The following is a 13,467-nucleotide window of genomic DNA, read 5'->3' on the forward strand; positions in this document are numbered from 1 at the left end:
GCTTTCAGGGGATCGGGAGGTAAAGCCTCCGTCTGCCCTCGAACGCCGAGAACCGGTCGCGCCGACCGTCTCGCCCAAGTTCCGAACCGCCGCCTCGCCGATTTATGGACGAAATGGCGAGAAAGGGCAAGGCCGCCGCGGGCCGGAAGGCCGTCTTGCGGGCCGTTGCGATGACGCAGGGTTCACGTGCGGTTTACCGAAAAGCGCCGATCCGCGCCGTTCGGATCAGCGCGGGCGTTCGGGCTGCAGCCGGGCCAGCCCACGCGGTGCGCGATCGCGGCGCGACCACACGACGAGCGTGCGGTAGACCGCCGGATCGACGGCCTCGGGCACCTTGAGTGCCAGCGGCGAACGAATCCGCTTCAGCCGGCCCAGCGACACGCGCTTGGCGGCCATCAGGGCGGCGTTGTCGTCGATCTTGTCGGCGGCGACGAGGGCGACCTCGAGGTCGGGCGCGTCGGTGACGGCGAAGTCGGTGACGTCGATCCGACGGGTGGCGACGTCGAGCCGGATCTTGCCGCGCGCGAGCTCGCCGCGGACGACGGGCGCCAGCACGCCGACCCAGGCCTTGACCGGCTGGGTGGTCTGCTGGGCGGGCGGCAGGGGGCGGCCCTTGGCGTCGCGCAGGATCGGCGGGGCGACGGGTTTCGTCGGCTTCGCCGGCTGGGCGGGCGAGGCGACGACCGTATCGCCGGGGGGGCCGAGCGGGCGGAGGGGGCCGGGCACCGCGTCGTCGGTCGCGCTCAGGGCCAGCGGCGCCACGAGGACGGTCGCCAGGGCGAGCGTCGCGAGGCGCACGATCGGCGTCAGGGCGGGTCTCATCTCGCGGGCTCCGGTTGCGTCGCGGCTCGACGGGGGATCATCGCAGCACATAGTATGCCTCGTGCCGGGACGCGAGTCCGTTCGCCTCGCGCGATGCGAGGTCGCATCCCGGCCGAGAGGATCTTCATGACCGATACGCCTTCCAGCCTGCGGCTCGCCATCGTCCCGGTGACGCCGCTCCAGCAGAATTCCGCCATTCTCTTCGACGAGGCGACCAAGCGCGGTGCCGTCACCGATCCCGGCGGCGAGATCGGCAAGATCCTCGCGGCGATCGAACAACTCGGCGTGACGATCGAGAAGATCCTGATCACCCACGGCCATTTCGATCATGCCGGCGGGGCGACGCCGCTCAAGGCGGCGCTCGAGGCGAAGCAGGGCGGGCCGGTGCCGATCGAGGGGCCGCACGAGGGAGACGAGTTCCTGCTCACCCGCATTCCCGAATCGGCGAAGAAATGGGGCATGGCCGGGTTCGAGGCGGTGACGCCCGACCGCTGGCTCCACGACGGCGACCGCGTGACGGTCGGTCCCTTCACGCTCGAGGTGATCCACTGCCCCGGCCATTCGCCGGGCAGCGTCGTCTATTTCTCGCGCGACGCCGGCTTCGCGGTGGTCGGCGACGTGATCTTCGCCGGCTCGATCGGCCGCACCGACTTCCCCGGCGGCGACCACGCGACGCTGATCGCCTCGATCACCGAGAAGCTCCTGCCGCTCGGCGACGAGATCGGCTTCCTGCCCGGCCACGGACCGACCTCCACCTTCGGCCGCGAGCGGGCGTCGAACCCGTTCCTGACGGAGGACTGAGGGATCACGCGTTCGCGGCGACGGCGGCGAGGCCTTCCTCGAGCAGGTCGCCGGCGTTGGGAAGGCCCATGACGTAGGCGGCGGTCGAGCGCAGCCGGCGTTCGTGGGCGCGGCGGATCGCGGCGGGCCATTCCTCGGCCTCGAAGTCACCGCGGCCGACCCACAGCAGGGCGACGAGGTCGGCCTGTTCGTCGACGTTGAGCGAATCGATGACGCCGCGGACCTGGGCCTCGACGCCGTCACGGTCGTAGTCCTCGTAGAGGTGGCCGGCACCGGCCTCGACGTCGTCGTCGGCGCCCTCCATGCGGCCGTCGCCGTTCTCCGCATCGAGCATGCGCAGATGCTCGACCAGTTCGAGGACCTTGGCGATCGACAGATCCATCTTCGCCTCCCTGCCGTCGGTTTCTTCGTGTTCGGCAAGGGAAGTGTGGCGCGTTCGGCCGCCGCCGGCCATGAGCCGGATCAAAAAGTTTCCGCAGCGAAAACCGGGCTCAGGCGTCGCCTCGACGCCCCAGAGCAGCGAGGAAGAAGCAGAACTCACCCTCGCGCCAGGCACGGTGGCGGTCGGAACCGGCGAGCGACAGCGTCTCGGCGAAGCGGGCTCGCAAGGGGCTCGGCGCGAAGGCGAGCAGCGCGGCGCGGGCCGGCTCGCCCGAGAGGAGGGCGCGACGGGCATCGTCGCTGCGGTCGGCGAAGGCGGCGAGTTCGAGGCCGGCGGCCTCGGCCCGGGCTTCGACGAAGCGGCGGGTGTCGTCGATCGATCCGCGGCGGAATTCGGCGATGCCGATCCGTCCGCCCGGCGCGAGCACGCGGGCGGCTTCGCGCAGGACCTCGTCCGATCGCGGAAAAATGAACAGGGCCTCGACGGCGACGACGCGGTCGACGGCGTTGTCCGGGAAGGGCAGGGCGGTGTTGGTCCCGAGGCGGGCGTCGAGGCCACGCAGACGGCAGATCAGCGCGGCGACGGCGGACAGGTCGATGCCGCTCCAACGTCCGCCGGCGACCTCGCCGAGCCGGCGCAGGCCGTCGCCCTGGCCGCAGCCGATCTCGAGGCCGCGGGCCGGCGTCGTCGGCGTCGAGGCCTCGACGAAAGTAGCAAGTTCGGCGTAGACCGAGAGCCCGCGGGCCCGCAGGTCGCGGGTCGTGACGGTGGCGTCGGACGGACGATCGGGCGGCGCGAAGCCGATGTTGACGAGCCGCGCGCCGGTGACGAGGCCCCACAGGTGGATCAACTCGTACCGCAGGCGATGGGCCAGGGGCGTGGACAGCGGACTGCTCCGGTCTTGGACGGGGTGATCGGCGACGGGGCCGAGAATGCCGAGAGGAAACGCATGAACCTGACGATGCTCTACCCCATCCTGATGTTGGTCGTCTCCAACGTCTTCATGACCTTCGCCTGGTACGGCCATCTCGCCTATCCCAACCGGCCGCTGTGGATGGTCGTGCTGGTGTCGTGGATGATCGCCTTCTTCGAATACTGCATCGCCGTGCCGGCCAACCGCTGGGGCCACGCGTTCTATTCGGCGATCGAGTTGAAGACGATCCAGGAGGTGGTGACGCTGGTGGTGTTCGGCCTGTTCTCCTTCTTCTGGCTGAAGGAGGCGATCGGCTGGAACCACGTGCTCGGCTTCGCCTTCATCGCCCTCGGCGCCTTCCTCGTCTTCCAGAAGTGGTGAGGGTTGCGCGCGACCGTCTGCCGCGCGCGTCCGGGTCGGGCTAGAAGAGGTGTCCCGCGAATCCCGCGGGCCTCGCGAGAAAGATCCCGTCGATGCTCTCCTCCCTCGAGACCGAACTGATCGGCGCCGGCGCGGCCTTGCTGACGACGCTGTGCTGGCTGCCGCAGACGCTGCGCGCCATCCGCCACCGCGACGTCGCCTCGCTGTCGCTCGTCACCTTTTCCGCCTTCGGGCTCGGAATCCTGCTGTGGCTGGTCTACGGCCTGCTGATCGGTTCGTGGCCGGTGATCATCGCCAATGCCGTCTCGCTGGCGCTGAACCTCGCCATCGTGGTGCAGAAGATCCGCCACGGGTGATGGGTCTTGCGAGACGTTCGCAAATATGAGACAAGGGGCCGTCGCCGCAATCGCGGGTCCGTAAGCGTCTGACGTCAAGCAACGCGCCAACCTCGGTTCGATCGAGACCGGGGACTTCGACGGCTCGAGGCCGTTCGAAGGGTGCTCCGGCTCGACGACGCTTCATGGATGATGTCGATGACGACTCTCTCTTCCTCCTCCCGCTCCCGTGTCCGCAAGCTGCCGTCCTCCGCGATGGGCATCGTGCTGCCGTTCCTGCTGTCGATCGTCATGACCTTCGTGGTCTCCGGCGTCTCGACGGCGCTCGGCATCGGCCTCGTCGAGGGCCTGATCGGCCGCTGGATGCGCGCCTGGGCCTTCTCCTGGGTGATCGCCTTTCCCGTCCTGCTGATCGCGCTGCCGGTCGTCCGCAAGGTGGCGACGATGATCGTCGCCGCCCCGGGCGAGCGGGCGCGCTGAGGCGCCCGCTCGCAGACCCGTTCCGTCAGCGCTGGTCGAACTCGGCGCGGACGGAGCGGCGTCCCAGTTCGGTCAGCTCGTAGGGTGCGCCACCGCGCGAGTGGACGAAGCCCCGGCGCTTCAGCCGGGCGAAGGTGGCGAGGTCGCAGTCGACGAGGCGGTTGCCCTCGCGGTCGATGCAGTCGACGGCGACGATGCGGGTGCCGTGGCGGCGATGATGGATGCGACCGCCGAGGGCCAGCACGTGGAGCACGCGCTGTTCGGTCCTGGAAATGTTCATGGGAAGTCTCGAGATCGAAAGCCGATGTCGAACACACCGAAACGCTCGCGCCGCAGGGCGGCCGAGGGGGTGTTCACGGGACGCGCCGATCCGATCCGCGTGAAGCGTGATCAGGCGCGCGGGTGGCTTCCGACAGTCTCCGACATCCAGCCTCCATCGAGAGGTCTTCAGGATCGCACCGTGGACGCCCCCCGGCAATCGGGGGCAACGCGGAGCGGCTCGTCGATCGGCGCCCGATGATCGGCTGGTGGCCGATCGCGCCTCAGGGCTCGAAGCCGGCCGGGACGGGTTTCCTGCAGCGGTAGGTCGTCGGCGTGACGAGGGTGCATTCGGCCCGGGCGGCGAAGCCGTAGAGTTCGGACGTGTCGTCGATCTCGTCGCGCGTCTCGCCGAAGGCGCCGAGGTCCGGGCGTTTGGCCTTCCGGACCAGCCAGATTCGCGTGTCGGTGAGTTCGAAGCGGTCGGCCGCGAGCCATTTCAGCTGCATGTCTCCGGCGGTTCGCCGGGCCGACAGCGAGCGCTCGCGACGGCCGGTCGCCTTCTCGAAGAGGTCGGTGCCGGTGACGCGGGCGACCCGGCCGTCGGCGACCGACCACAGTGCCGTCGCCCGCTCGTGGCGATCGGCGCGGAAGTCGACCGCGACGTGGCGGGAATCGGGGGCCCAGATCGCCCGGAACGCCTCCGGCGCGGTGTCGAGGAAGGTCTCGTCGGAGCCGGGCAGCACGGTGATCGGCCTGTCGCCGGGCCGGCGGGCGAGATGGAGCGCGAAGTTGTCTATGCCGAGGTCGCCCTCGCCGTGGGCGACGACCGCGAAGCGTCCGTCGGGCGAGACGGCATCGGCGATCGGGGCGAATTCGCCCGCCGCGTATTCATGGTTGGAGGTGGCCGCCGCGGGAAGGGCGGCGGCGAGCAACAGGGCGAAACCGAAGGCGAGCGAACGGGTGACCATGGCGGATCTCCGCGATGTCCGGCGTGGACGCAGTGTCGCGCGCAATCGCTCCGGGCGACAGCCTTTCCTTCGACGCAGCGCGGCGCGTTTCGCCGGTGGTCGGGGCATGCGGGGCAGCCCTCCGATCGCCGATTTCGATCGCATCCATCAAGGAAAACGGCTTGCCCGTCCGGGCGACCGGGACTAGGGTCCCGCCGTTCCCGCAAGGACCGTCCTTCCGGGGCAGGATTCCCACGTGCCTTCTTCTTCGTGCCGATCTCGTGGCACCCGACAACGGAGAACCGTCATGGCCTTTCTCGCCGACAGCCTTTCGCGCATCAAGCCTTCCGCCACGATCGCCGTGACGAACAAGGCGCGCGAGCTGAAAGCGGCCGGGCGCGACGTCATCGGCCTCGGCGCCGGTGAACCCGACTTCGACACGCCCGAGAACATCAAGGACGCCGCCATCAAGGCGATCCGCGACGGCCAGACCAAGTACACCGCGGTCGACGGCATCCCGGAGCTGAAGAAGGCGATCTGCGACAAGTTCGCCCGCGAGAACGGCCTGACCTACAAGCCGTCCCAGGTGTCGGTCGGCACCGGCGGCAAGCAGGTGCTCTACAACGCGCTGATGGCGACGCTGAACCCCGGTGACGAGGTGATCATTCCGGCGCCCTACTGGGTGTCCTACCCGGACATGGTCCTGCTCGCCGGCGGCACGCCCGTCTTCGTCGAGGCCGGCATCGAGACCGGCTTCAAGGTGACGGGTGCGGCGCTCGAGGCCGCCATCACGCCGAAGACCAAGTGGATCATCTTCAACTCGCCGTCGAACCCGTCGGGCGCGGCCTATACCGCCGCCGAGCTGAAGGCGCTGACCGACGTGCTGATGCGTCATCCCCATGTCTGGGTGATGAGCGACGACATGTACGAGCACCTCGTCTACGACGACTTCACCTTCGCCACCCCGGCGCAGGTGGAGCCGGGCCTCTACGACCGTACCCTCACGGTGAACGGCGTCTCCAAGGCCTATTGCATGACCGGCTGGCGCATCGGCTACGCCGCCGGCCCCGAGGCGCTGATCAAGGCGATGGCGACGCTGCAGTCGCAGTCGACCTCGAACCCGTCGTCGATCGCCCAGTGGGCGGCCGTCGAGGCGCTGAACGGGCCGCAGGGCTTCATCGCCGAGCACAACAAGGTGTTCAAGGAGCGCCGCGACCTCGTCGTGTCGATGCTGAACCAGGCGAGCGGCATCACTTGCCCGACCCCGGAAGGTGCCTTCTACGTCTACCCGTCCTGCGCCGGCACGATCGGCAAGACCTCGCCCTCGGGCAAGGTCATCACGTCGGACGACGACTTCGTCACCGAGCTGCTCGAGGTCGAGGGCATCGCGGTGGTGCAGGGCTCGGCCTTCGGTCTGGCGCCCCACTTCCGCATCTCCTACGCCACCGCCACCTCGGCGCTGGAGGAAGCCTGCAAGCGCATCCAGCGCTTCTGCGGCAACCTGCGCTGATCGAGCACTCGCGTCGAAACGAGAAAGGCCCGCCGGAGCGATCCGGCGGGCCTTTCCGCATTTCGAGGCGCGGCGCCGGCGGGGAGGTCGCAACGTCTCGTTCATGTCGGGGCGGCATGATGCCGGCGTCGGTTGCGATGCCGAATCGGGCGCGAGGACGGGTGCGATGCGGGATGCGAGGGACGTGCGGCGGGTGGATGCGGCGGTCGTCGTCGTGGCGGCGACGTGGTCGCTGTTCCTCGCTCTCGCCCCCTTCGTCTCGCCGGTGATCGACTGGGCGAGCTTCTGGCCGCCGGTAGCGATCGTCGTCGGGCTCGTGGCGCTGACCGGGTTCTATTCGATCCGTCGGCCGGAGCCGAGGATCGCCGCGACGGCACGTGCCGCGGCGCTGATGATCGCCTTCTCGCTGGCGATCGCGCTCCTCAACTATTTCGGTTTCGACCTGCATCGCCCGCGAATCGATGCCGAACTGGCGGCCTTCGATCGCGCGCTCGGGTTCGACTGGTGGGGCTACGTCACCACCGTGAAGAGTTCGCGGATCGTCGGGACGATCCTCTCGCTCGCCTATCTGTCGACACAGGGGCAGGTGGTGGTGGCGATCCTGATCCTCGGCTTCACCGGGCGCCTGCCGGAGCTCGAGCGCCTCATCCTCGCCTTCATGCTCGGGGCGATCGCGGTGGTGGCGACTTGGTGCCTCTTCCCGAGCTTCGGCGCGTTGCCGCTCGCCTACGAGCGCGGCATGGCCGCTGCGCCGTTCTTTCTGGCGATGGATCCGGACTATGCGAGAGCCCTCGTCGCCTATCACGGCGGCGCGGTGCCGATCCTGCGTTTCGAGACGCTGGTGGGACTGGTCGGCTGTCCGTCGTTCCACACGACGATGGCGGTTCTGACCGCCTGGTCGCTGCGCCACGTGCGATTCGTCGCGCCGGTCGCGGTCGTCCTCAACCTGCTCGTCGTCGCGGCGGTGCCGGCCGACGGCGGCCATCACTTCGTCGATGCCTTCGCCGGTCTGGCGGTGGCTGTTCTCGCCGTGGTCGCGAGCCGGCGGCTGGTGCGAGGGCGCGAGGACGCGGGCGCAGCGGAGCCGCGGACGACGGTCGCCGTTGAGGCGACGCGATGACCGGTGCCGTCAGGCTTCGTCTTCGATCGGAATCGTCCGCGACTTCGGCATGATCAGGATCTTGTCGATGCGGCGGCCGTCCATGTCGACCACTTCGAAGATCCAGTCGCCGAGCGTCGCCTTGTCGCCCTCGGTCGGAATGCGGGCCAGCACCGACAGCATCAGGCCACCGACGGTGTGATAGCCCTCGTGCTCGAGCTCGGGCAGGTCGACCAGACGTTCGAGCTCGTCGATCGCCTCGTCGCCGTCGATCAGCCACGAGCCGTCGTCGCGGCGGACCGGGCCCGAGACCTGCGGCGCGTCGACGTCGGCGAAGTCGCCGGTGATGCCCTCGACGATGTCGGTCAGGGTGACGAGGCCCTGCAGGCCGCCGTATTCGTCGACGACGAAGGCGGCATGGACGGGGGTGTCGCGGAAGCGCTCGAGCAGCTTCAGCACCTGCGCGCTCTCCGGCACGATCAGCGGCTGCTTCAGATGCGCCTTGGGGTCGAGCACGCGGCCCTCGACGGCGTCGCGCAGCAGGTCCTTCTTGTAGAGAAGGCCGATCGGCTCGTCGATCGAGCCCTCCGCCACGATCATCGCCGAATAGGGGCACTCGAGGATCTCGTCGCGCAGGCGGTCGGGCGGATCCTGCGGGTCGATCCAGTAGAGATCGGGGCGCGGCGTCATCACCGCCCGCACCGGGCGGTCGGCGACGCGCATGACGCCTTCCAGCATCTCGCGCTCTTCCGGGTCGAGGACGCCGGCCTCGACGCCCTCGGCGAGGACATGCATGACCTCGTCCTCGGTGACGTCGGCACCGGTCGTCTCCTGGACGCCGAGGCGCTCGAGCAGGAAGTTCGACGTGTTGTTGAGGAGCGACACGAAGGGCGCGGTGGCGCGCGAGAAGACGTCGACGAAGCCGGCCATGGCGAGGGCGATCGGCTCGGGCCGGGCGATGGCGAGACGCTTGGGCACCAGTTCGGCGAAGACGATGGTGACGAAGGTCATGATCACCATGACGGTGACGAAGGCGGTCTCCTTCGCCGCCCAGGCGAAGGTCGGCCAGGTCGTCGTGAGCCAGTCGGCGAGACGCTCGGAGAGTTGGGCACCCGACGAGGCGCCGGCGATCAGCGCCGTCAGCGTGATGCCGATCTGCACGGCGGAGAGAAAACGGCCGGGGTGTTCGCCGAGTTCGAGCGCGCGACGGGCGCGACGGTCGCCGTCGTCGGCGAGCGCGACGATGCGACCGCGTCGGGCCGAGACCAGCGCCATTTCCGAGGCGACGAAGAGGGCATTGACGAGGGTGAGTGCCGCGAAGATCAGCAAGTCGACGGTCAACATCCGATACGCGGGCCAAGCCCCTCCGAACCATGAAAGTGCGCGGACCTTAGCAGATAAACGCGCGCTCGTGTGCGGTTTCGCGGTCTGCGGGCAAGGAAGTTGCGATCTACGGAGCAACACGGATCGGAAAGACGCCGAGCGGTCGCCGCTTCGCCGGCGAAACGATCGTCGTTTCAGAGGCTTGGCCCGGAGGCGCGCGAACGGCCCGGATGCGCGCGGTCGGTGAAATCGCCCGCACGGCGATCCTCGCGGCTTGCAAGGGGAAAAAAACGGGACGACGATCCCCTCGGCGACGGATCGCGCCCCTCTCGAGGTGCCCGCCGCACCCCATCCCCCCGCCGGCCGAGGTTGCGCGGGGCGTGGAATGGGGGAACATAAAGAGAACAATCAACGAGACAGGATTGGAGACTGCCATGACCTCCTCCGACAAGGGACAGACCGCCGGCAGACGAAGCGGGCCCCGGTGCGTGGCGCTCGTGGGGCCCTTCGGCAGCGGCAAGACCACGCTGCTCGAGGCCATCCTCGAACGCACGGGGGCCGTGACCCGAGCCGGGACCGTGGCGGCCGGAACGACCGTCGGCGATGCGTCCCAGGAAGCGCGCGATCACCGGATGGGTGTCGAACTCAACGTCGCCGAATGCGAATTCCTCGGCGACCGCTACACGTTCCTCGATTGCCCCGGCTCGGTCGAATATGCCTTCGAGTCCGAGGCGGCGGTGACCGGCGTCGACGTCGCGATCGTCGTGGCCGAGGCCGACGAGAAGAAGATCCCGGCACTGCAGCTCACCCTGCGCATGCTGGAAGACCGCGAGATTCCCCACATTCTCTTCCTCAACAAGCTGGACAAGACCGAAGGCGGCGTCCGCGACGTGCTGGAGCTGATGCAGCCCGCCTCGCGCGTTCCCCTCGTGCTGCGCCAGATCCCGCTGGTGAAGGACGGCGCGACCGTCGGATCGATCGATCTGGCGCTCGAGCGCGCCTATGTCTGGCACGAGCACGCCGCTTCGGAAGTCACCGAGATCCCCGATGCCGACAAGGCGGCCGAGGTGGAAGCGCGCTACCAGATGCTGGAGCGCATCGCCGACTACGACGACCATCTGATGGAAGAGCTGCTGTCGGACGTCGCCCCGCCGCGCGACGAGGTCTTCGACGATCTCGTCAAGGAACTGCGCGCCGGCCAGATCTGCCCGGTGTTCATCGGCTCGGCCGAGCACGGCAACGGCGTCAGCCGGCTGTTGAAGGCGCTGCGCCACGAGGCCCCCGGCCTCGCCGAGACCTGCGAACGGCTCGGCCTCGACGGCGCCGGCGACGCGGTCGTCCAGGTGATGAAGACCATCCACACGCCGCACGGCGGCAAACTGTCGGTCAGCCGCGTGCTCGCCGGCAAGGTCGTCGACGGTGCCACGCTCTTCGCCTCCGACGGCAACGCGGACCGCGTCTCGGGCATCTATCGGCTGGTCGGCAAGGACCAGCAGAAGAAGGCCGAGGCGGTGGCCGGCGAGACCGTGGCGCTGGGCAAGATCGATCCGGCGCAGACCGGCACGACGCTCGCCGCGCGCAAGGGCGGCATCCCGGCGCTGGTGTCGCTCGAGGCGCCGGCCCCGGTGATGGGCTTCGCCATCGCCTCGCTCGACCACAAGGACGACGTCAAGCTCTCGGCGGCGCTCTCCAAGATCGCCGAGGAGGATCCCTCGCTGGTCGTCCGCCAGGATCAGGACACCGCCGAGACCATTCTCGAGGGCCAGGGCGAGATGCACCTGCGCGTCGCACTGGAGCGGCTCGAGCACAAGTTCGCGATCAAGGTGAAGACGGGCCCGGTGTCGGTTCCCTACAAGGAATCCTACCACGGCAACGTCTCGGTTCGCGGCCGGCACAAGAAGCAGTCGGGCGGCCACGGCCAGTTCGGCGACGTCGCGCTCGAGGTCTCGGCCGGCGCGCGCGGCTCGGGCTTCGTCTTCGCCGACCGGATCACCGGCGGCGTGGTGCCGCGGCAGTACATCCCGGCGGTCGAGGAGGGCGTCGCGGAGTTCCTGGAGAAGGGCCTGCACGGCTTCCCCGTGGTCGATCTCCACGTCGCGCTGGTCGACGGCAGCTATCACACCGTCGACAGTTCCGACATGGCGTTCAAGACGGCCGCCCACATCGGCATGAAGGAGGCGCTCGCCCAGCTCCATTCGGTGCTGCTCGAACCGATCCTGAAGGTGTCGATCACCACGCCGTCGGATGCCACGGCGCGCATCAACCAGATCGTCTCCGGTCGTCGCGGACAGTTGCTCGGCTACGACGCGCGTCCGGGATGGGAAGGCTGGGACGTGGTCGAGGCGCTGATCCCGCAGGCGGAGATGGACCATCTGATCGTCGACATCCGCTCGGCGACGCAAGGCGTGGGCACCTATCGCCAGAGCTTCGACAATCTCGCCGAGGTGACCGGCCACGTCGCCCAGAAGGTTCTGGAGCGGGCCAAGGCGTCACATCAGGCGGCGTGAGCGATCCCGTCGCGGTGAAAATCGGAGGCCGGCGGAGCAATCCGCCGGCCTCGCCGTTCTTCCGCCACGGAAGGGGTATCGGAGTCCCGTCCCGGAGCCGGCGCCGGGATTAACCTTCCAGACAGTTCGTTCTGGTGTCGGCCGCATGTTCCGATGCAGAAAGATGAAGAAATCCTTTCTGCATCTGCTCATCGCTGGTCCCGGATCGATACATGGCGTCGTTCGATCACAGTCGGTCTCATGCTCCTCTCTGGAGGTCCGTGCCGGTAGGCGCCGGAAGGCGTCGCTGGTCGACGGAAGTCTTGCAGATCGTCACGGTTGCCTGCGACGTCGCGGTGATCTTCGGATCGGCGGTGGTGACGGCCTGGGCCTACCAGGGTTTTCTGCCCCGAGGCCCCGGCGACATCCTGCTCGCCATGGCGGCGCTCGCCTGTTGCATCTTCCTCGCCTTCATGGGTGCGCGCGGCGCCTATCGCACCGCCGCTCTGTCGGTGGCGCGGCAGCAGGTGGTGCATGTGCTCGTCGCCTGGACCTTCGTCTTCCTCAACCTCGCCTGGATCGGCTTCCTGCTCAGGGCGAGCGACGCCTTCGCCCGCGGCACGGTGGTGCTGTGGTTCGTCGTCGGCGGCTTCGTACTGACGGCGGTGCACGGCTTCGGCGCGCGGGCGCTGGCGCGGGCCTTCGCTTCCGGCGCGGTCTCTCACAGCCGCGTCGCGGTGGTGGCGGTGGCCGAGGACGGCGGCGCGGCGCGGCTCGCCGGGCGGCTGGCGGAAGACGGTGTCGAGGTCGCCTCGCTCACCGTGGTGGCGCCGGGCGACGACGCCGGTCCCGGCTTCGTCGGCGGTCGCGTCGGCGAGGACGTGCGCCGGACGCTGGCCGAACGGCCGCTCGACGGCGTCTGGGTCTTCGCCTCGTGGAACGACCGCCGCCAGATCGAGGAACTGCGCGCCGAGCTCGGGCCGGTGCCGGTGCCGATCCATCTCTTCGCCGACCACGAGACCGAGCGGATGCTCGCCCGACCGCTGCTGCGCGTCGGCGATCTCGTCGGGCTCGAGCTGCAGCGCGCGCCGTTGTCGAAACTCGACCGCGCGGCGAAGCGGGTGCTCGACGTCACCGTCGCCTCGCTCTGCCTTCTCCTGCTGGCGCCGTTGATGCTGCTGACGGCGCTCGCCATCGTCGTCGAGAGCGGCCGGCCGATCCTGTTCCGCCAGCATCGCAAGGGCTTCGGCGCGCGGCCCTTCTCGATCCTCAAGTTCCGTTCGATGACGGTGCGCGAGAACGGCTCGGACGTCGTCCAGGCGACCCGCGGCGACCAGCGCATCACCCGCATCGGCCGGATGATCCGCCGCACCTCGATCGACGAGCTGCCGCAGCTCTTCAACGTGCTCAGGGGCGACATGTCGCTGGTCGGCCCACGGCCGCACGCGCTCGCCCACGACGACTACTACGACGGGCTGATCGCCTCCTATGCGCTGCGCCAGCACGTCAAGCCGGGCATCACCGGCTGGGCGCAGATCAAGGGCCTGCGCGGCGAGACCCGCGAGGTCGAGCAGATGCGGGCGCGCGTCGAGCACGACCTCTGGTACATCGAGAACTGGTCGATCTGGCTCGACCTGCGCATCCTGATGGTGACGGCGCTGATCGTCCTCTTCGACGACAACGCCTTCTGAGGACACCTCCGACGGGGAGGGGAGAGGCCGCGGCGG

General features: G+C 69.0%; 14 protein-coding genes. 8 read left to right on the forward strand and 6 right to left on the reverse strand.

Going from position 1 to position 13,467, the window contains the following annotated elements; translation table 11 throughout:
- Window positions 1–225: 225 nt before the first annotated feature.
- A complete protein-coding gene (locus ACT541_RS13945) occupies window positions 226–822 on the reverse strand; it encodes a DM13 domain-containing protein (protein ID WP_476137692.1) in 597 nt (198 codons plus the stop codon).
- Window positions 823–948: 126 nt separating this feature from the next.
- Between ACT541_RS13945 and ACT541_RS13950 the strand changes: the two genes are divergently transcribed.
- The gene (locus ACT541_RS13950; protein WP_476137693.1) at window positions 949–1,623 is read left to right on the forward strand and encodes an MBL fold metallo-hydrolase; all 675 of its coding nucleotides are present in this window, start codon (window positions 949–951) and stop codon (window positions 1,621–1,623) included.
- A gap of 4 nt (window positions 1,624–1,627) precedes the next feature.
- Here the strand turns inward: ACT541_RS13950 and ACT541_RS13955 are convergent, their stop codons facing one another.
- Together ACT541_RS13955 and ACT541_RS13960 are read right to left on the reverse strand one after the other, a co-directional pair.
- Window positions 1,628–2,005 carry a DUF3775 domain-containing protein gene (locus tag ACT541_RS13955; protein WP_476137694.1) on the reverse strand — a complete coding sequence of 126 codons (378 nt, stop codon included), beginning with the start codon at window positions 2,003–2,005 and terminating at the stop codon, window positions 1,628–1,630.
- A 109-nt stretch (window positions 2,006–2,114) separates the two neighbouring features.
- Window positions 2,115–2,855, reverse strand: a complete 741-nt coding sequence (locus ACT541_RS13960) for a class I SAM-dependent methyltransferase (protein ID WP_476137695.1) — start codon at window positions 2,853–2,855, stop codon at window positions 2,115–2,117.
- A gap of 99 nt (window positions 2,856–2,954) precedes the next feature.
- Between ACT541_RS13960 and ACT541_RS13965 the strand changes: the two genes are divergently transcribed.
- The 3 genes from ACT541_RS13965 (at window position 2,955) to ACT541_RS13975 (ending at window position 4,114) form a co-directional block, all read left to right on the forward strand.
- On the forward strand, window positions 2,955–3,299 hold the full coding sequence (locus ACT541_RS13965) for a DMT family protein (protein ID WP_476137696.1): 345 nt from the start codon (window positions 2,955–2,957) through the stop codon (window positions 3,297–3,299).
- Window positions 3,300–3,391: 92 nt separating this feature from the next.
- Complete coding sequence (locus ACT541_RS13970) at window positions 3,392–3,655, forward strand: SemiSWEET family sugar transporter (protein WP_476137697.1); 264 nt, start codon at window positions 3,392–3,394, stop codon at window positions 3,653–3,655.
- 177 nt (window positions 3,656–3,832) lie between these two features.
- Window positions 3,833–4,114, forward strand: coding sequence for a DUF2798 domain-containing protein (locus ACT541_RS13975; RefSeq protein WP_476137698.1), 282 nt, complete (start codon window positions 3,833–3,835; stop codon window positions 4,112–4,114).
- Between the two features lie 25 nt (window positions 4,115–4,139).
- Here ACT541_RS13975 and ACT541_RS13980 read toward each other — a convergent pair whose 3' ends face one another.
- Together ACT541_RS13980 and ACT541_RS13985 are read right to left on the reverse strand one after the other, a co-directional pair.
- On the reverse strand, window positions 4,140–4,394 hold the full coding sequence (locus ACT541_RS13980) for a YjhX family toxin (protein WP_476137699.1): 255 nt from the start codon (window positions 4,392–4,394) through the stop codon (window positions 4,140–4,142).
- 262 nt (window positions 4,395–4,656) lie between these two features.
- On the reverse strand, window positions 4,657–5,343 hold the full coding sequence (locus ACT541_RS13985) for a hypothetical protein (protein ID WP_476137700.1): 687 nt from the start codon (window positions 5,341–5,343) through the stop codon (window positions 4,657–4,659).
- Window positions 5,344–5,629: 286 nt separating this feature from the next.
- On the opposite strand from ACT541_RS13985, the gene ACT541_RS13990 reads away from it, so the two are divergent.
- Entirely contained in the window at window positions 5,630–6,832 is a 1,203-nt protein-coding gene (locus ACT541_RS13990) for a pyridoxal phosphate-dependent aminotransferase (protein ID WP_476137701.1), read from the forward strand.
- Window positions 6,833–6,998: 166 nt separating this feature from the next.
- Window positions 6,999–7,952 carry a phosphatase PAP2 family protein gene (locus ACT541_RS13995; RefSeq protein WP_476137702.1) on the forward strand — a complete coding sequence of 318 codons (954 nt, stop codon included), beginning with the start codon at window positions 6,999–7,001 and terminating at the stop codon, window positions 7,950–7,952.
- A gap of 9 nt (window positions 7,953–7,961) precedes the next feature.
- Here ACT541_RS13995 and ACT541_RS14000 read toward each other — a convergent pair whose 3' ends face one another.
- Window positions 7,962–9,275, reverse strand: a complete 1,314-nt coding sequence (locus ACT541_RS14000) for a hemolysin family protein (protein WP_476137703.1) — start codon at window positions 9,273–9,275, stop codon at window positions 7,962–7,964.
- A 413-nt stretch (window positions 9,276–9,688) separates the two neighbouring features.
- Here ACT541_RS14000 and ACT541_RS14005 point away from each other — a divergent pair, with 413 nt between their 5' ends.
- Entirely contained in the window at window positions 9,689–11,761 is a 2,073-nt protein-coding gene (locus tag ACT541_RS14005; RefSeq protein ID WP_476137704.1) for an elongation factor G, read from the forward strand.
- Window positions 11,762–12,063: 302 nt separating this feature from the next.
- Window positions 12,064–13,431 (forward strand): undecaprenyl-phosphate glucose phosphotransferase, encoded by a 1,368-nt coding sequence (locus ACT541_RS14010; protein WP_476137705.1) that lies wholly within the window; start codon window positions 12,064–12,066, stop codon window positions 13,429–13,431.
- Window positions 13,432–13,467 lie beyond the last annotated feature (36 nt).

The sequence above is a fragment of the Pinisolibacter sp. DMC100 genome (genome assembly GCF_056313705.1).